Origin of the sequence: Amycolatopsis sp. (assembly GCF_035276945.1) — a bacterium.
Lineage (GTDB): Bacteria > Actinomycetota > Actinomycetes > Mycobacteriales > Pseudonocardiaceae > Amycolatopsis_E.
Window position 1 is genome coordinate 16,482 of the sequence record NZ_DATELF010000125.1, and the last position, 17,684, is coordinate 34,165.

Here is a 17,684-nt window from a genome sequence, read left to right on the forward strand (position 1 = left end):
TCAGGCACTCAGGAGTACGGCGACGTCTCCGGATCGCGGCGTCGGAATGGTTGTGCGTGTGACCGGTAGCAGCGCGCCATCCCCACGCACCAGGAACAGCATCTGGTGTCCGGCCGGGATCGGTCCGTCGATGCGATGCGTAACGACGCGAGCGCCGCGGTCGTAGCGGCGCGCGAGTTCGGGTCCGGTTAGGACAGTGTCGAAGAGAATCTGGCCTGCCGTGTAAGGAGCGATGACGCCCGGGCTGTCCGTCGACGGCCCGAGGCGATAGACCGAGCCTTCGATGGTGGCTTCGAGGTTCGTGGAGGCCAGTGCGTTGAAGTCGTTTTCGTCGGTGAGGAGCAGGACCCCGGTGAGGCCTTCGAGTTCCGCGCCCGCGCCGGTTGCCGCGGCGAACAGCCTGCCGGGGGCGAGTTCGAGCCCGGTGGCTCTGATCCTTTCGCGCTGCACCTCGTGGCCTGCCCACATGACCACGTCCAGTCCCGCCTCGCGCAGGGCGCGGCCCAGATCGATCACCCACGGATCGCCGCCGACGAGCAGCGGCCTGGAACGTGCCGAGCGCATCACGCCCAACCGTCTCGCCGCGGGTTTCGCGGTCAGCCCGTACAGCGTGACGGTGGCCACGATGACAACGAACGTGGCCGGCAGGATCGTCGAAGCGCCGCCGATCCCCTTCTCGACCAGCGTGGCCGAGAACGTCGAAGCGGTAGCCGCGGCCACGATGCCGCGCGGCGCCATCCACCCGAGGAAACCCCGCTCCCCGAACGTGAGATCCGTTCTCAGCGATGCCGTGGCGGCCACGAGGGGCCGGGTCACCAGGACGAGAACCGCCACGAGACCGAGCGTCGGCAGTACCACATGCCGCAGGGAGCCGGGACTGACGGTGGCCGAGACGGAGATGAACAGCAGTCCGATGACCAGATTCACGAGTGTCTCGAAGAAGGGCCTGCGAGCGGGGACGTCGGCGCCACGGAGGTTCGCCACCGCGAGCCCCATCAGGACCGCGGCGATGAGTCCCGTGTCGTCCCTGGCCACATCGCAGGCCGCCGCCACACCAACCACCGCGGCAAGCTGGACGGTGGTGCCGAGCACCTCCCCGGGCCGGAGCGTGCGCAACGCCAGTATCAGCAGGGCCGATCCCGCGACGCCACCCGCCACGCCCACCCCCACGCTGACGGCGAAGTATCCGGCCTGGCTTGCGAAAGCTCCGCGCTCACCGGCCACGATGCCGTGAAAGACGAGCGCCCCCAGGATGCCGCCCAGCGGGTCGATCAGCGATCCCTCCCAAAGGAGGATTCGCCGCAACCGTTCCGTGGGACGCACGAAGTCGAGCAACGGGCCGACGACCGTCGGTCCCGACACGACCACGATCGCTCCGAGCATTATGGCGGCGCTCCGGGAGATCCCGAGGAGCGGCAGACCCGCCAGTGCCGCCGATATCCCGGTGAGCGGCACACCCAACCAGATCAGCCGGGCCACGACCCGGCGTGTGTGGGCGCGAAAACGCTTCAGGTCCAGGCCGAGCCCGGCGTCGTAGAGAATCACCGCGACGGCCAGCGACACCAGGGGGGAGAAGGTGTCGCCCAGCAGTAGCCCGGGGTTGACATCGGAGGTCAGCGCGCCGGCGATGCATCCGGCCGGCAGCAGGACGATCAGCGCGGGTATACCCAGACGGCTCGCCACCACCTGTGAGCCCACGGCCAGTACGACAATCAGGCCGAGGCCCACGAAGACCTGATCACTCGTCACCGCGATGCCACCATTCGGCACAGCCGGACAGGAAATCCGGAATTCTCAACCGACTGGTCCCTGCTTCGCCCCTGGTATTCGAGGCTCCTGCCATTGCACCACCGGACGACGACCGTCGCACCTTGGTGCGTGACCAGGTCCTGGAGACCTCAGTCCTGAGCCGATCCCCGGCCTGCGCGCTGGTGCCGCCGCTCGCCGACCCGCCGCCAGATCGCCCGCTGGCACTTGAGCGTGCCGGTCCCGACCAGGATCAGTATGACGATGTTGAGCAGCAGTTGGAGCAAGGAACCCCAGGCTTCTTCCCGAGCGCCGAACGCGCACGAAACACCGATGTCGGCCCCCGCCGGAATGGTGGTGACCGAGATGAAGACGCCGAGCAACGCGCTTGTCCTGGCCTCGGTCAGTGACACGATGCCGACGATCCCGGCCAGCACCGCCACGACGACCGAGAAGAAGTTCGGTGTGTCGATCAGGTTCGACACCGGCCTGATCCCCAGCTCGAAGACCTTCGGCTGCAGGTCGAAGCCGCGGACGACGACGCCGAAGAGGAACGTGGCGGCGATGGCCAGCAGGAAGCCCACGAGCAGGGCCATCAGGCCACGCCGGACCCTCGTCCAGGAACGGCGGTCGATCCCGAGCGCGACGCTGGTGACGGCCCCGTACTCGGGTCCGACCACCATGGCCGCGACGATGAGGATCTGCGAGTTGGTGATGATGCCGGCCGCGGCGATGAGCCCGGCGATGACCAGGAAGAGGTAGAAACTCGGGGGATATCTCCCTTCGGAGCGGAGCCGGGCCTCGACCTGTTCCCACACCGGAGCCCGTGCCCGGGGGCCGAGTTCCTCGGCCCCGGCCCTCGCCGCGCGTTCCGAGAACGCCATGTCGACCGGGTCGAGGACGAGGGAGCCACGGCGGTCGATCCCGAGATTCCGCAGGCCCCGCAGCACCTCGTTCGCCGCGCCGGTCAGGACGTCGCACTCGATGGCGTCGCCATCGGGATTTCGCACGCTGCCGGGCTGCAGGACGAGGTTCAGCACGCACGGCTCGGCGCCCAGCAGCGCCATGGTGCGGTCCGTAAGGTCCGGCGGGCTCACCGCTCGGACATGGATCATGTCCATCCGAACCTCCGTCTGCGGGGTGCGATGTGCGGGCGTGTCCAGCCCTGCCCGGCCACTCGTTCATTAACGCGACGGTGGTGGGGCTCGGCAACTCGGGTTCGCTCCAGCATGCGGAAGGAGTGTGTTTGCCGGATGGTGGGGACATGCGGACACCCGGCGAGATGAGCGGGGCGGAGTTCCAGTCGCTCTACCGATCTCTGCGTAGTACGGCTCCCGGCGGCACCACACCTCGGGGAGCCCTGGACACCATCACGCACGAACAGGTGCTGGCAGCCGTCCGCGAAATCCGCTCCGGCCGTTCGGTCTCACTCGCCGCTCCCGTGAACACCCGAACCGCACCGGACGACGCCGAACCCGCCGAACACCGGTTCATCGCTCCCACCGGCGGTGACCCGGAGCCGAGCGGCCTGCGGTTCGCCCGGGACCGCATCGCCATGAACATTCACGGCGACGTCGACAGTCATATCGACGCGCTCTGCCACGTCATCTACGACGGCACCCTGCACGGCGGGGTGCCGGCGGCGGACGCCCTCTCTCCGGACGGGGCGAGCGAGGGGTCCATCGACCTGGCCCGCGACGGCATCGTCGGACGCGGCGTGCTCCTGGACATCCCGCGACTGCACGGCGTCCCCTGGCTCGAACCGGGAGCCCACGTGACCATCGAGGACCTTGCCGCGGCCGAGGCACGGCAGGGGCTGCGGATCGGCCGCGGCGACATCCTCCTCGTTCGGGTCGGGCACCGGCGGCGTCGCGACGAGCTCGGCCCCTGGGATGTGGCCGGCGCGCGGGCCGGACTCCATCCGGCCGCCCTTGTTTTTCTGGCCGACCGGCAGGTGGCCGTGCTCGGCGGTGACGGCAACAACGACACGGCCCCCAGCGTGACCCGGGATGTCGCGTTCCCCGTGCACGTGCTCGCCATCCACGCGATGGGCTTGCACCTGCTCGACTACCTGCGGTTCGAGGACCTCGCATCACTCTGCGCCCGGGAAGGACGCTGGTCGTTTCTGTGCGTGATCGCGCCGCTGCGGCTGCCCACCGCCACCGGGTCCCCCGTCAATCCGCTTGCGATCCTGTGACGGCCCGAGTCGCCGGAAACCTCGCGCGGGGCTACCTTGCGAATTGAGCGCAAATCCAGTTCACCTCGGTGAGAGTGTCCAATAAGGACGGTGGTCGGCATGTCGCGTCACTACGACGTCATCATTATCGGCACTGGTGCGGGCGGTGGCACGCTCGCTCATCGGCTGGCGCCGACGGGCAAACGGATCCTCCTTCTCGAACGCGGAGACTACCTGCCCCGTGAACGCGACAACTGGAATTCGACCGCGGTCTTCGTCAAAGGGAAATACCGCGCCCCGGAATTCTGGTACGACAAGCACGGAAACCAGTTCCCGCCCGAGGTCAACTACTACGTCGGCGGAAACACCAAGTTCTATGGTGCCGCACTTTTCCGCCTGCGCCCCGAGGACTTCGGCGAGCTCCGCCACCACGACGGCGTCTCACCCGCGTGGCCGCTGACCTACGAAGACCTCGAGCCGTACTACACGCAGGCGGAGCACCTCTACCTGGTCCACGGCCGGCACGGCGAGGACCCCACGGAAGGGCCGGCCGGCGCCCAGTACGCCTATCCGCCGGTCCAGCACGAGCCGCGCATCCAGCAGCTGAGCGACGATCTGGAAAAGCAGGGGCTCCACCCCTTCCACCTGCCGATCGGGGTGAACCTCAGCCAGGACGACCAAGGCCGCGCCACGCACCGCAGCGCCTGCATCCGCTGCGACCGCGTCGACGGCTTCCCATGCCTGCTCAACGCCAAGTCCGACGCTCAGGTCATCTGCGTCGACCCCGCCCTCGAACACGCGGGCGTCGAGCTTGTCACCACCGCCGACGTGCGGCGCCTCGAAACCGACCCGGCCGGCCGGAGCGTCACCTCGGTCGTCGCGGAGACGGGGGACGGCTCAACCGAGCGGTTCAGCGCGGACATCGTCGTCGTCGCCTGCGGGGCCGTCAACTCCGCAGTCCTGCTGCTGCGTTCGGCCAACGACCGGCATCCGAACGGCTTGGCCAACAGTTCGGACGTGGTGGGCAGGCACTACATGCGGCACAACAACCTGGCCCTGATGGCCATCTCCAAGGAGCCGAACGACACCAGATTCCAGAAGACGCTGGCCCTGAACGACTGGTACCTGGGCTCCGACGACTGGGACTATCCCCTCGGCGGCATCCAGATGCTCGGCAAATCCGACTCCGAGCAGATCCACGGCGAAGCGCCCCGCTGGGCCGGCGCCGTCACTCCCGACCTGCCCTTCGAGGTCCTCGCCCACCACGCCGTCGACTTCTGGCTGTGCGGGGAGGACCTGCCCGCCGCCGACAACCGGGTCACCCTCGACCGGGCCGGCGCCGTCCACCTGGCCCTCGACGAGAAGAACAACGTCGCGGCGCTGAACCGGTTGCGGCACAAACTGCAAGGCATGCTCGGCCACCTGGGCATGCACGAGCACCATCTCCTGTCGCACAGCATCTACCTGCACAAGGGCATGCCCATCGGTGCCACGGCGCACCAGGCGGGCACCGTCCGCTTCGGCCGGGATCCGGCGAGCTCCGCCCTCGACGTCAACTGCAAGGCCCACGACCTCGACAACCTCTACGTCGTCGACACGAGCTTCTTCCCGAGCATCGGGGCGGTCAATCCGTCGCTGACCGCCATCGCCAACGCCCTACGCGTCGGCGACCACCTCGCGGAGCGGCTGGGTTGATCGAGAACCACCCGGCCGGGCAAGACGGCGGCCTGGAACGCCGTGCCCAGCCGTGCCCAGCCGTGCTCAGCGGTCGCCGAGTTGCCACTCGGGCCTGACGTAGTGGCAGGTGTACCCGTTCGGGTAGCGCTCCAGGTAGTCCTGGTGCTCCCGCTCGGCCTCCCAGAACTCACCGGCCTGGGTCACTTCGGTGACCACCTTGCCCGGCCATTTGCCGGACGCGTCCACCTCGGCGATGGTCGCTTCCGCGACTTCCTTCTGCTTGTCGCTGTTGTAGAAGATCGCCGACCGGTAACTGGTGCCGATGTCGTTGCCCTGCCGGTCGAGCGTGGTCGGATCGTGGATCTGGAAGAAGAACTCCAGGATCTGCCGGTAGCTCAACTTCGCCGGGTCGAAGACGATCTCGATGGCTTCGGCGTGGGAACCGTGGTTGCGGTAGGTCGCATTGGGGACGTCACCTCCCGTGTAACCCACCCTGGTGGAGATGACGCCTGGATGGCGACGGAACAGGTCTTGCATGCCCCAGAAACAACCGCCCGCGAGGACAGCCTTCTCAGTCGCGGTGGCCATGTCGTTGCTCAGCTCCTTCGTCTGCTGGATGCCCACTCGACTCAACGTTTCCACATCTCCGCGTCATCCCCGACGGCGCCCGCACTTTTGGCCCGCCGCGGTGCTGCGACCGCCGGCAGCACCGCGGTGCCACGCCGGTCAGGTCCCGTGCAGGATCACGCCGCGGATGTTGCGGCCCGCGTGCATGTCCGCGTAGGCCTGGTTGATCTCGTCCAGTTTGTAGGTCGTCGTGATCAGCTCGTCCAGTTTGAGCGCGCCCGTCTTGTACATCCGTGCGAGGCGGGTGATCTCGTAGGAGGGCGTGCCCATGCCGAAGATGACGCCCTGGATGCGTTTCTGCATCATCGACAGGAGCCAAAGGTTGATCGGCAGGCCTTCGTCCTTGACGTCGCCGATGCCGGTGACGACGACGGTGCCGAACTTCCCGATCGCGTTGACCGCCTGTGCGACGTGTTCGCCGGTGGTGACCCCGACCGTGACGATCGCGGAGTGCGCACCCTGACCGTTGGTGACCGACCGGGCGAAGTCGGCGGCTTCGTCGATGCCGGTGAAGGCATGCGTGGCCCCGAACTCCAACGCTTTCTCCCGCTTGAACGCGACCGGGTCGACCGCGATGACATGCGCCGCTCCGCGGGCGCGGGCGCCCTGCACGGCGTTCATGCCCACGCCGCCGACGCCCATCACGATGACCGTCTGCCCCGCCGAAACCTCCGCCCCGTATTCCGCTGAGCCCCACCCGGTGGGGACCCCGCAGGACAGCAATGCCGCGACGTGGAAGGGCAAGTCGGCGTCGACCTTCGTGAGGGAGAACTCGGGCACGACAGCGTGCTGGGCGAACGTGCCGACCATGGTCATCTGGGCCACGTCCGTGCCGTCGAGCCGAGCCCGGTAGGTGCCGTCGGTCATGCACCCGCTGAGGGCGTACATGCCCAGGTCACAGAGGTTTCCCCGGCCGGAAGAGCAAGCCTCGCACCGTCCGCAGGAGGGCACGAACTGGGCGACCACGTGGTCGCCGACCGCGAGGTCGCGCACCCCGGGACCGACGGCTTCCACCACACCCGCGCCCTCGTGCCCGCCGATCAGTGGCAGGTGCGGGGTCGGCATGTCCCCGGTCGTCGCGTGGTCATCGGAATGGCACAGCCCGGCCGCGACGAACCTGACCAGCACCTCGTTGGCGGCCGGTTCGTCCAGTTCGATGTCCACGATGTGCCACTTGCCCGGTTGCTCGAGCAGCGCGGCCGCACGGGTTCGCATCCTTGCCCACCTCCAGGTACGCCGACAGCACCATCAGCCAGATGTAGAACAGGTTCTATTTCCAGTCAAGCGTACCGGCGTCCGGATGGCAAGGTCGGCGTGGTTTCCCGGAGCCACCACCGTCCAGATCGGCTCGCGGCCGTCCAAGATCGCCTCGACGGCACGGACCTCTGTCGCTACCTCACTGACCGAATCGGTGCGCTACCGCTGGTCCAAGACGTCGAAAACCGCGCCGGTGGTCCGAACCGTCAAGCGGGTGGGCCGCCATTTTCCCGCGCACGGCAGAATGGAGCCCGATGAATCATCTGGTGGGGCGTTACCTCGTCGGCCGCTATCGACTCGTTGATCCGATCGGATCCGGCGGTATGGGTTCGGTCTGGCGGGTCTGGGACGCGCGGCAACGTCAGTACGTGGCGGCGAAGCTGCTGCGCCCGGCCGACGCGGGCACGCTGCTGCGGTTCGTGCGGGAGCAGTCGTTGCGGGTGGTGCATCCGCACGTGGCCGCGCCCCAGGGGTGGGCGGCCGAGGACGACCAGGTGTTGTTGACCATGGACCTGGTCCGCGGCGGTAGCGTTGCCCAACTGCTCGACCGCTACGGAGCCCTGCCTCTCCCGCATGTCGCGGTCCTGATCGGCCAGTTACTGGAGGCGCTGGCCGCGGTGCACTCGCACGGTGTCGTGCACCGGGACGTCAAGCCGTCGAACCTGCTGCTGGAGCCGACCGGGCGGGACCGGCCGTTCCTGCGGCTGGCCGACTTCGGTATCGCCGCGGTGCAGGGGGAACCACGGCTGACGCAAACCCATCTGGTGATCGGCACTCCGGGATACCTGGCACCGGAGTACGCGCTCGGTGCCGCTCCGGACATGCGGCAGGACCTCTACGCGGTGGGCGCGGTCGCCGCCCGGCTGCTGACCGGGCAGCCGTCCGTTCTTCCCCGTGACCTGCCGGGGCCGGTTCAGGCGGTCGTACAGGCATTGCTGGCGGAGTCACCCTCGGACCGGCCGGACTCGGCCGCGGCCGCGCGGCGGGACTGGCAGGCGGCGATCGAGTCGGCCGGGGTGGGTCCGGTCGACCCTGCCCGGCCCGGCGCGATCGAGGTGGTCGACCGGTTGGGGCCGTTGCCGGACGGATTCGGTCCGAACGGCCCCCTCCCGGCCCTGCCGGCGACCCGGCCATCGGTCGTGCAGGACATGCCCGGCCAGCCGTCGCTAGCGGGTCCGGCACAGCGCTCTCTGCCGGCGCGACTGGGCTGGCCTGCCGCCATCGCCCTGGGGGCGGCGGCGTTGGCCCTCGCCTTCGTCGTGCCCGGTGCCCTTTCCGCGGGAAGGAGTGGAACGGGCTCCGGAACCGCGACGGCCGGATCGTCGGTGCCTTCGACGACCATCGCGTCCTCCGTGCCCGGCACGGAATCGCCGGTGCCGTCAGCGCCCAGGAGCCCAGCGGGGTCGCCGGCACCGGGAACCGTCACCCAACCCGGCCGTACCACCGTCGGCCAGACCGCACCGGCCGCGAACTCGCCACGCGCACCCGTCGACGACAGCTTCACCGTGTCGACGACCGATGGCTGTGGTGCGGTCGACTTCGTCGATCGTGGCGGCAACAACGACGACGTCCTCGTTCACGACTACTGCGCCGACCGCCACGGCGTGAAGGCCTACGCCTGGGTCGACGGCACCTACCTCGGCGCCGAGTACAACGGCAATGGCGAAGCGGCGGCCGCGGTGACCTGGACCCCGTTCGGCAAAGTCATCGGCGGCCAGCGCATCGGCCTCAAGGTCTGCCTGGTCGACGGGACCGATGACCCCGACCCGTCCCGCTGCGGGGAACGCACCGTCACCAGCGTCGACGGCTGACCAGGTCCGGCGCTTGGGTTCGAAGCGCAGGGCCTGAATCCCGCACTCGACCGATTTCGCGGTTCCCGGAAGCCCTTTTGGATTTCAGCAAAGGCGCCGTTTCGCTGTCGCGGTGTTGCTACATGCGCTTATGCGGGGGACGTGTGGATCGGTTGACGGTGGATTTCACCGTGCTCGGCTGATGGACACGCCGGCGGTGCATATCGACGCGACCGACCGGATGCTTGGCGATGTCGATCAGATCGTCAAGGATTTGGAGTCCCTTGGGAGGGAGATACGCGGGCGGCGTTCCATTCGGCGGTGGTCTGGCGGTGGGTGATCTGCGGGACGAGTTGCACGGGATCCGGGAGTTCGTCGTTACCGCGCACGGCAATCACACCGCCGCGGTGTTCTGCCTCGTCGACGTTATGATGATGTCCGGGGCTACCTACCCGGCAAATCGGTGGTCCGTTCGCGCCGGTTCCCGCGTGCTCCCGTGTCGTTCCCTTGGCAAAAGGGCGCCCGTTGCAGTCGACCGTTTCCGTCACCCCGGCACATTACCTGAGTTACATTGCCTGAGTTACATTGCCTGAGTTGCTGCCGCATGTCGCGGTGGTGCGCCCGATGTTCGGGTGGCGCGCGTGGGATCGGCAAGAGTTCTCTGGTGCGTCAGTTCGCGGGCTCGCTCGGGCTGCCGTTCTGTCCACGGGGTCCGGTGTTCCGTGCGACCTGACCGGCCACCGGGCTTGACGGTGCGTGTGTTAGCGCCCACACTCGGAGCGCGAAGTTCCGGCGAACGGAGATCGATGATGCTTTCCTCGCGGCCGAGGGCACGGACGTGGACTGGCGTGGTCGCCATCGCGGTGCTGGCGATCACGGGGGCCGACGTTGGGCAGAGCCACGGGGTTGATCTCGAGGCCGCGACGGTGGCGCAGGTGACGGCCGCGGCGCAAACCATCGCCGGGTTCGGCGCGTCCGGCGCCTGGTGGGTGAACGACCTGGCGCACTTCTCGCCCGGCGTGCGGACGCAGGCCGGTGATCTGCTGTTCGACAGTTCGGGAATCCAGCTCAGCCAGTACCGGTACAACATCGGTGGCGGGGGAGTGGGAGTCGCCGGTGGCCCGCGTGCCCCGCAGACCTTCTTGACGTCCGACGGGAGCTACGACTGGACGAAGGATCCGGGCGGGCAGGCGTTTCTGAAAATGGCTTCCGCGGCCGGGGTGCCCGATCTCATCGGTTTCGTGAACAGCGCGCCGAGTGTGTGGACCAGCAACGGAAAGAGTTGCGGCGGGAGATTCGTCACGAGTGACAACGCGGCTTATGCCGGTTACCTGTCGACGATCGTGTCGCACTTCGCCGGGCAGGGCGTGCGGATCAGCGAAATCAGTCCGATGAACGAGCCGGACAACACGTTCGGCTCCTGCGGTCAGGAAGGCATGACCGTACCGGCCGCCGACCGGGCCGGGGTGATCAGCGCCGTCGGATCGGCCTTGTCCGCGGCGGGCCTGCCCACCACGGTGATCGCCGACGAGTCGAGTCAGACCAGCCAGTTGCTGAGCGAAGCGCCGACGTGGCTGGCCAACCCCGCCGCCGCGTCCGCGGTCAGTGCGATCGCTCACCACACCTACGACTTTCCCGGCGACACCAACCTCCAGCGGGTGGGCGCGCTGGGCGCGGTGAACGGCAAACCGGTCTGGGGCTCGGAAATCTGTTGCCAGGTCACCGGCGGCGGGTATGGACAACAATACGATCCCACCATCGCGGGTGGTCTGGTGCTGGCGAACTACATCTACCGTGATTTCACCCTGGCCGGCGATTCCGCCTTCCAGTGGTGGACCGCGCTGTCCCCGGTGATGGGCTGCGATCCGGTTGCCGACCCGTCCTGCGCCACATCGGTCAACTCGTCCGGCTGGAACGACGGGCTCATCTACTACGACCCGAAATATGCCACCAACGGCAACCAGAAACTGTATCCGGTCAAACGTTTCTACGTGCTCGGGCAATACAGTAAGTTCGTCCGGCCGGGCGCGGTCCGCTACGCGATCAACGGCACGCCGGGCGGCGTGCAGGCGATGACCTTCTGGCGCGACAACTCGTGGCAGGTCGTGGTGACCAACACCAACACTTCGGCGACGGCGTTCGCCCTGAACCTGGGCAGCGGAACGCTGACCTCGTCCGGCGCGTACCGGACCAGCGCGACTGAGAACATCAGCCCCATCGCGGCACCGTCGATCGCCGGATCGACGATGTCCACCACGCTGCCGGCGCAGAGCGTGAGCACTTTCCTGCTCGGCAGTTCCGGCCGGCCGGGCAGCGGCGGCTACCCCGCCCGTCAACTGATCGGCGCCGGCTCAGGCCGTTGCCTGGACGTCCCGGGCGCGAGCACCACCAACGGCACCCGGTTGGAAATCCACGACTGCGACGGTGGGAGCAACCAGCGGTTCACCCTCACCGCGAGCGGCGCGATCACGGTGTACGGGAACAAATGTCTCGACGCCTACCAGCAGGGCACGAGCGCGGGCACCGTCGTCGACATCTACACCTGCAACGGCGGCCGGAACCAGCGCTGGGAGCCGCATCCGAACGGGACGATCACCAACGCGCAATCGGGGCTGTGTCTGGATGTCGTCGGCCAGGCCACCGGCAATGGGTCCAAAGTGGACATCTGGCCGTGCAATGGTGGCAGCAACCAGTCCTGGTCGCTGAACTGACCTGGGGTAGCCACGGCATCTCCCGTTGGCGACCCAGGTCGAACGGGCGCGACAGGGGAGCCGGGTTCAGGGACGCGGATCGGGTGCCACCACCGACTCGGGCACCTGGCAGGAGGTGTGCTCTACCCATACCGACTCGACGCGGATACTCTCCGCCGACTCGGGTAGCCCGCCCGTCACGCCGAAGGGGTCCAGCTGCTCGTGCAGCACGTATTCCGGGCTGTGGTCGAGGCATTCCGAGGTGAAGCCGCTGTACCCGCTCTTGGCGGGAAAGACGGTCAGGTTGCCGAAGAACTCCCGGGCCGGGTTCGCGTACAAGAACCTCGGCGTGATCAGCCCGCCGTCATCGAAGTCGTCCCAGAAATCGATGGTGACCGCGCAGAAATAGTTGGACTCGCGCTCCGCGGCATAGTCGAGTATCACCCGCAGGTGTGCCGCCGCGGCCTGGATGAGGACGCGGTTCTGTTCCGGAACGGGGAGATCGCCGAGGAATTCGACCTCGCGCAGCGTCGCGAACAGGGGCAGCTCCTCATAGGTGTCCCCGCCCGCGGGGACCGCCATCAGCCCCCGCGGATCCCATACCTCGTTGAGTTCCATGACCTCCCGCAACTGCTGACGGAACCGGGGGTCGATCTCGGCCATTCGCGCTCCTCGCCGCGTCGCGCTACCACTCGTGGGTGCCCGGTGACTGACCGCCGAAACGGCCTCCCGTCGGCCAGGCGAATCCATGATCGTACAGCCACTGGTACGTCCTTCGGTTCCAGTCCGGGTCGCTGTGCCGGAAGGATCCGTCGTAGTTGAGGCCCCCGGAGCCGTTGCCGCGTCCCTGCACGTGGATCTGGCTCCCGCCGTCGCGGGGAATGTCGACCCGGGCGCCGTCCAGTTCGTTGGGTATCCCGGCTCCCCGCCGGACGGCGTTTCTGGCCTGGTTGACCAGTCCCCGGCGGGTCTCGTCGATGCTGGGCTCAGCTTCCCCGTACAGCTGTCGCCATGCCTCGCTACGGCGTGCCGCCTGCTCCGGGTCGTAGGGGTCGGTCTCCCGGAGAACTCTCCTGGCCTGCTCGTCGCACATGACCAGGCCGAGCGGGTCGGCAAGCCGGTGGGGGTTGCCGACATAGCCGCGGGGATTCGGCCCGGCGCCGAGTCCGAGGGGGTCGCTGCTGATGTACCGGGCGTTTTCCGGGTCGTAGTAGCGATAGTGGTTGTAATGCAGCCCGGTCTCGGGGTCGTGGTACTGGCCGGGGAAACGCAACGGGGTCGCGGCCCGGTGGGTCAGGCGTCCGAGGGCCTGGCCCCAGACCGTGGCCTGGGCGTGCCAGGCGACGTTGCCGTACGGGTCCACCAGCTCCGCCGGGGCACCGACGAGGTCGGTGACGATGGCGTAGAACGCGGCGTCGACCCACGACTGCGGCGCGTCCTTCATCGGCATGCGCTCGATCTGGGTGAGGGGCTGCAGGCCCTTCGGATCGAGGTCCCAGGTGGTGGCGTGACCGCCGGAGTGGACCTGCTCGGCGAGTTGCACGCCGTCCCAGGCGAACAGGGTCTGCTCGGCGACCGATCCATCGGCCGCGAGGCGCTGCTTGGCGATGCGGCGGCCCAGCGGGTCGTAGCGGTAGCGCCACACGCTGCCGTCGGGGGTCCGGACGGCGGTGAGCCGGTCCTCGGCGTCCCAGGTGAAGTGCCAGGTGTCGGGCTTGCGGGAGAGCCTGGTCCTGGTCCGGGCCACGACCCGGCCTTGGGCGTCATAGTGGTAAGTGCGGTTGCCCGCGGCACGGAGCAGCGTGCCCTGGTACTGCCGGGGTCCTTGGGCCTGTGGTTCCGGGTCGCCCGGCCAGTAGGCGTCGGTGAGGTTGCCGGCGCGGTCGTAGGAGTAGCGCTCGACGTGGCCGGCGCTTTCCACACCGGTGATCCGGCCGTGGGGGTCCAGGGTGAACCGCCGCGTGCCGCTGAGCCGGTCCTCCACCGCCGTCAGGCGGTCGCCAGGGCGGTGGCGGTAGGTGCGCTGCTGTACCAGCCGGGCCTGCGCCGCCGGGCCAAGGCCGGCCACGGTGCTGACGGTCTGGGACACCAGGCGGTCGTTGCCGTCCCAGGTCTGGGCAAGCATCGCGCCGGTGTCGAGCAGCCGCTCGGTCTCCCGGCCCACGGGGTCGTAGCCGAACGAGACCGTACGTCCGCCGCTGTGCAGCCGGACGGCGCGGCCGGCAGGGTCGTATTCCCAGCTCGAGCGAGCACCGGTCGGAGTCAGCCGCTCGGTGCGGCGGCCGAGCGCGTCGTAGCGGGACGCCACGGTGCGGCCGTTGACGGTCTCGGCGACCACATCGCCGAGAACATCGCGTCGGACGACCAGTTCGGCGTCGGGATTGACGGCACGCCGCAGCCGCCCGGCCGGGTCGAACTCGAAGGTCGTGACCGCGTCTTCCGTGCGCCGCTCGATCACTCGCCCCATCGCGTCGCGGGTCAGCCAAACGCTTTGGCCCGCGCCGTTGGTGCGCCGGGTCACCTCGCCCGCGGCATCGTGTTCGTAGGTCACGACACGGCCGTTGAAATCGGTCTCGCGCACCAGGTTGCCGGCCTGATCGTAGCCGTAGCGCCACACCAGCCCCTCGGCATTCGTGACGGCGGTCAGCCTCAGCGCGGCGTCGTAGGTGTACTCGGTCCTGGCGCCGGTCGCATCGATGTCGGCCGCCACCAGGTCGAAACCGATGATCTCCCGCCGGATGACGTTGCCGCCGGCGTCGGTGTAGGCGGTCATGCAGCCCTCGGCGTCGTAGAGCCAGCGCTCGGTCCCGCCGCCGGTCCGCGTGCGGGACAGCAGCCGCCCCTCGACCGACCAGGTCAGCGCCGTGGTGTTGCCGAGCGGATCGGTCACCGATGCCAGCCGCCCCAGCTGGTCGCGGGAATGGCGGACGGTGGCGCCCACCGGATCGGTGACCGCCACGGGCAGGCCGGCGGCGTTGTTGACCGTGACCGTCGCTCCGCCCAGGGCGTCGATCCGGCGCGTCACCGCGCCCGTGTCGTCATGGGCGTAGCGCGTGACGTTGCCCGCCGGGTCGGTGGTCGCGACGGTGTTACCTCGTTCGTCGTACGCGTAGCGCCATACCGCGCCGTCCGGGTCGACCTGCGTCAGCGGCAGCCCGAGAGCGTTGTACTCGGCCAGTGCCTGCGTACCGTCCGGCATGGTGACCCGGACGAGGTTGCCGTCCTCGTCGTACTCGTTGCGCCGGACCCTGCCCATCGGGTCGGTCAGGGTGAGGACCCGGCCCCGGGCATCTCGCTCGAAGGTCGTGGTGTGACCCAGCGGGTCGGTCTCGGCGACGGTCTGGCCCAGGTGGTTGAGGTGGTAGACGGTCGTGTCGCCCAGCGCGTCGGTGAACCGGGTGGTGCCGCTGCCGTCCGGCGCGTGGTCGTAGGTGAACGTGCCGTCGAGATACCCGCCGGCGCCCTGGTTGGCCACGCACCGGCCCTGGCCGTCGTAGCGGTAGCGGTACCACATGCCGTTGCGGTCGGTCCACCGCATCAACCGTCCCACGTGGTCGTATTCGAACTTCAGCGGCAGGTCCGAGGAGTTGACGACTTCCGCCAGCCGGCCGGCGTCGTTGTAGCCGAATCGGACGATCGTGACGTCCTCGCCGGACGGGTTGGCCAGCCGCAATTCGGTGACCAGGCCGTTCTCGGTGCCCACCAGAACCGTGTAGCCGCCCGAGTGCCGCACGGCCGACACCACACCGGCGTCGTCTCGCTCCAGGTCGTAACGATTGCCGTTACGATCCACCACCGCCTGGAGTTCGGCCACGCCGGCACTGGCCGCGGCGAAGCGCAAGGTGAGACCGGATTCTCGTTGCGCCACCGCGAAACCGCCGTCCTCGACGCGGAACAGTGGCCATCGCGGCCCGAAATCCGGCTCCACCTGCCCATCGGCCGGTGGATCGGGGTAGACCAGCCGGATGCCGTCCTCGCCGAGGAACACCACGCCCTGCCCGTCGAACTCGAGCCGTTGGTCCAATGTGGACGCCCAGGACGGGCCGAACCGCCGTCCGGCGCGGTAGGACGACAGGTGAACGCGTCGCAGCACCAGCGGTAACACCCCGTCCAGCGCCAGATCGGTCTGGGCCATCACCACCTGGCCGGAAGCGACGTCCACCGGATCGTTGCAGGTGTTGAGATCCTGCGACGGCTTGTCCGCCTTGGCCGGATCTTCGGGCCGGTTCGGGCCGCCGTTGGGGGAACCATCTCCTTCGCCCGATGTGGCGGACGGGTCGCCGGCCGAGGAGGTGGCGCTGGAATCGCCCGCCGGGCCGTCGGTGCTGGATGAGGTGGTCGGGTCGCCGGCGTGCGTGGTGGGGGTGTCGTCGGCGGAGGAGATGTGGGTGCCGTCGTCGCCGGCCTTGAGGTGGGGTTCTTCACCGGTGTGGCCGTGCAGCGCCGACATGACCTTCTTGATGGCGCCGAAGATTTCTTCGAGCTTGCTCATCAACGGGCGCAGTGCCTCGACCGAGTTGATCAGCTTCTTGATCAGGGCGCCGATCTTTTCGATCCAGGCGGACACCTGCTCGACGACCTGGGCGACCACCACGGGTGTGCCGAGGCCGAGGGTGCAGACCTCTTCGAGGGCGTCCTGGATGATGTCGCCGATGGCCTGGGTGACCATGTCGCGGACCATGCCCCGGACCGCACCGGTGATCACCCCGACGATCTGCACCACCGTCGAGATGGTTTCGGCGCAGGTCGCCGCGGCACCCAGGTGATCGATCTTGTTCTTGATGTTCGCGCGGTAGGTGTCGGCGGCGGTCCCGGTCCAGTTCGCGGTGTCGGTGTTGACGGTGTCGGTCAGATCCTTGGCCGCCTTCTGCACCGCGGTGGCGATGTTCTTCCAGGTAGCCGAGTAGGCGGCGATCTGGTCGGCGTCGCCGGCCAGTTTGTTGAGCGCCTCCTGCAACGGCTTGACATGCTCGATCAGCCAGTTCAGGCCATAGGAGATCAGGGTGCCGACCGGGTTCATCGCCATGGTCAGCAGATCCATCCCGGTGCCGAACGCGGCGATCCCGCCCTCGATCCAGCTACCCGACTGAACTCCTTCGTAGACCCCGGCGGCATCGTCGAGCACGTTGATCCCGCTGTGCCAGGTGGTCGAGTCCTGCTTCTGCGCGACCAGCGGATTACTCATGACTCCTCCTCCGCGAGCCCGCGCGCGACCGTGTCGACAGGGCGCACCTTCCGAGGAAGGGCGCCCCCCGATAGCGGGAGGAAAGCGCGCGTCTTGTGGTCGCCTTGACGGCCGTGGCCTGACACGGAGCTACTCATGCCAGTTCCTTACCGAGGGATTTCAACGTGCTCGAGTGGGACTGTTCCGCATTCTGGTAGCTCCGCACGGTTTTCGTTATCGCGTCCGAGATCGACGTGACGGCCTCGCGGGACAGGCCGAGTGTGACCAGCCCGGGCGCGCTTACCGCCAGCACCATCGGTACGAACAACGGTCCGCAGATCAAGCCGTACGCCTGGACCCCCATCGTCACCTGCTCCGCCGCCGACAGCGCCTGCCCCAACTCCGCCGCGACCTGTTCCACCGCTTTGGCGTGCTTGGCCAATTCGTCGGTACGAACCTGGTAGCCACCCGAATCCGACATAACGCCCCCTGTTCGCGGACAACGTCTCCAGTCATGGACGTGAAGAACCAAGTATCGGTTCCCCCGGATCACCCGG

Annotated in this window: 11 protein-coding genes; 4 read left to right on the forward strand and 7 right to left on the reverse strand. The window is 68.3% G+C overall.

The features are described from left to right. Entirely contained in the window at positions 1 to 1,749 is a 1,749-nt protein-coding gene (locus tag VJT49_RS22440) for a cation:proton antiporter (RefSeq protein ID WP_324166863.1), read from the reverse strand. 149 nt (positions 1,750 to 1,898) lie between these two features. Further along, a complete protein-coding gene (locus VJT49_RS22445) occupies positions 1,899 to 2,867 on the reverse strand; it encodes a DUF389 domain-containing protein (RefSeq protein WP_324166864.1) in 969 nt (322 codons plus the stop codon). 143 nt (positions 2,868 to 3,010) lie between these two features. Between VJT49_RS22445 and VJT49_RS22450 the strand changes: the two genes are divergently transcribed. Together VJT49_RS22450 and VJT49_RS22455 are read left to right on the forward strand one after the other, a co-directional pair. Beyond that, entirely contained in the window at positions 3,011 to 3,943 is a 933-nt protein-coding gene (locus VJT49_RS22450; RefSeq protein WP_324166865.1) for a cyclase family protein, read from the forward strand. Between the two features lie 99 nt (positions 3,944 to 4,042). Beyond that, positions 4,043 to 5,617 (forward strand): GMC family oxidoreductase, encoded by a 1,575-nt coding sequence (locus VJT49_RS22455; protein ID WP_324166866.1) that lies wholly within the window; start codon positions 4,043 to 4,045, stop codon positions 5,615 to 5,617. A gap of 66 nt (positions 5,618 to 5,683) precedes the next feature. On the opposite strand, the gene msrA is transcribed toward VJT49_RS22455, so the two are convergent. After that, on the reverse strand, positions 5,684 to 6,187 hold the full coding sequence (msrA, locus tag VJT49_RS22460; RefSeq protein WP_324166867.1) for a peptide-methionine (S)-S-oxide reductase MsrA: 504 nt from the start codon (positions 6,185 to 6,187) through the stop codon (positions 5,684 to 5,686). Between the two features lie 138 nt (positions 6,188 to 6,325). Further along, positions 6,326 to 7,441 carry an NDMA-dependent alcohol dehydrogenase gene (locus VJT49_RS22465; protein WP_324166868.1) on the reverse strand — a complete coding sequence of 372 codons (1,116 nt, stop codon included), beginning with the start codon at positions 7,439 to 7,441 and terminating at the stop codon, positions 6,326 to 6,328. A 296-nt stretch (positions 7,442 to 7,737) separates the two neighbouring features. Between VJT49_RS22465 and VJT49_RS22470 the strand changes: the two genes are divergently transcribed. Both VJT49_RS22470 and VJT49_RS22475 read left to right on the forward strand, forming a co-directional pair. After that, positions 7,738 to 9,294 carry a serine/threonine-protein kinase gene (locus tag VJT49_RS22470; RefSeq protein ID WP_324166869.1) on the forward strand — a complete coding sequence of 519 codons (1,557 nt, stop codon included), beginning with the start codon at positions 7,738 to 7,740 and terminating at the stop codon, positions 9,292 to 9,294. Between the two features lie 785 nt (positions 9,295 to 10,079). Then, positions 10,080 to 11,984 carry a glycoside hydrolase gene (locus VJT49_RS22475; protein WP_324166870.1) on the forward strand — a complete coding sequence of 635 codons (1,905 nt, stop codon included), beginning with the start codon at positions 10,080 to 10,082 and terminating at the stop codon, positions 11,982 to 11,984. A gap of 66 nt (positions 11,985 to 12,050) precedes the next feature. On the opposite strand, the gene VJT49_RS22480 is transcribed toward VJT49_RS22475, so the two are convergent. The 3 genes from VJT49_RS22480 to VJT49_RS22490 form a co-directional block, all read right to left on the reverse strand. Next, the gene (locus VJT49_RS22480) at positions 12,051 to 12,626 is read right to left on the reverse strand and encodes an Imm15 family immunity protein (RefSeq protein ID WP_324166871.1); all 576 of its coding nucleotides are present in this window, start codon (positions 12,624 to 12,626) and stop codon (positions 12,051 to 12,053) included. A gap of 22 nt (positions 12,627 to 12,648) precedes the next feature. Then, positions 12,649 to 17,148, reverse strand: a complete 4,500-nt coding sequence (locus tag VJT49_RS22485; RefSeq protein ID WP_324166872.1) for an RHS repeat-associated core domain-containing protein — start codon at positions 17,146 to 17,148, stop codon at positions 12,649 to 12,651. Between the two features lie 133 nt (positions 17,149 to 17,281). After that, positions 17,282 to 17,608 (reverse strand): type VII secretion target, encoded by a 327-nt coding sequence (locus tag VJT49_RS22490; protein WP_324166873.1) that lies wholly within the window; start codon positions 17,606 to 17,608, stop codon positions 17,282 to 17,284. Positions 17,609 to 17,684 lie beyond the last annotated feature (76 nt).

Excerpts from the sequence above, each read along its gene's own strand:
- VJT49_RS22465 (WP_324166868.1), bottom strand. The coding sequence starts at position 7,441 with ATGCGAACCCGTGCGGCCGCGCTGCTCGAGCAACCGGGCAAGTGGCAC.
- msrA (WP_324166867.1), bottom strand. The coding sequence starts at position 6,187 with ATGGCCACCGCGACTGAGAAGGCTGTCCTCGCGGGCGGTTGTTTCTGG.
- VJT49_RS22480 (WP_324166871.1), bottom strand. The coding sequence starts at position 12,626 with ATGGCCGAGATCGACCCCCGGTTCCGTCAGCAGTTGCGGGAGGTCATG.
- VJT49_RS22455 (WP_324166866.1), top strand. The coding sequence starts at position 4,043 with ATGTCGCGTCACTACGACGTCATCATTATCGGCACTGGTGCGGGCGGT.
- VJT49_RS22475 (WP_324166870.1), top strand. The coding sequence starts at position 10,080 with ATGATGCTTTCCTCGCGGCCGAGGGCACGGACGTGGACTGGCGTGGTC.
- VJT49_RS22445 (WP_324166864.1), bottom strand. The coding sequence starts at position 2,867 with ATGGACATGATCCATGTCCGAGCGGTGAGCCCGCCGGACCTTACGGAC.
- VJT49_RS22485 (WP_324166872.1), bottom strand. The coding sequence starts at position 17,148 with ATGAGTAATCCGCTGGTCGCGCAGAAGCAGGACTCGACCACCTGGCAC.
- VJT49_RS22470 (WP_324166869.1), top strand. The coding sequence starts at position 7,738 with ATGAATCATCTGGTGGGGCGTTACCTCGTCGGCCGCTATCGACTCGTT.
- VJT49_RS22450 (WP_324166865.1), top strand. The coding sequence starts at position 3,011 with ATGCGGACACCCGGCGAGATGAGCGGGGCGGAGTTCCAGTCGCTCTAC.
- VJT49_RS22490 (WP_324166873.1), bottom strand. The coding sequence starts at position 17,608 with ATGTCGGATTCGGGTGGCTACCAGGTTCGTACCGACGAATTGGCCAAG.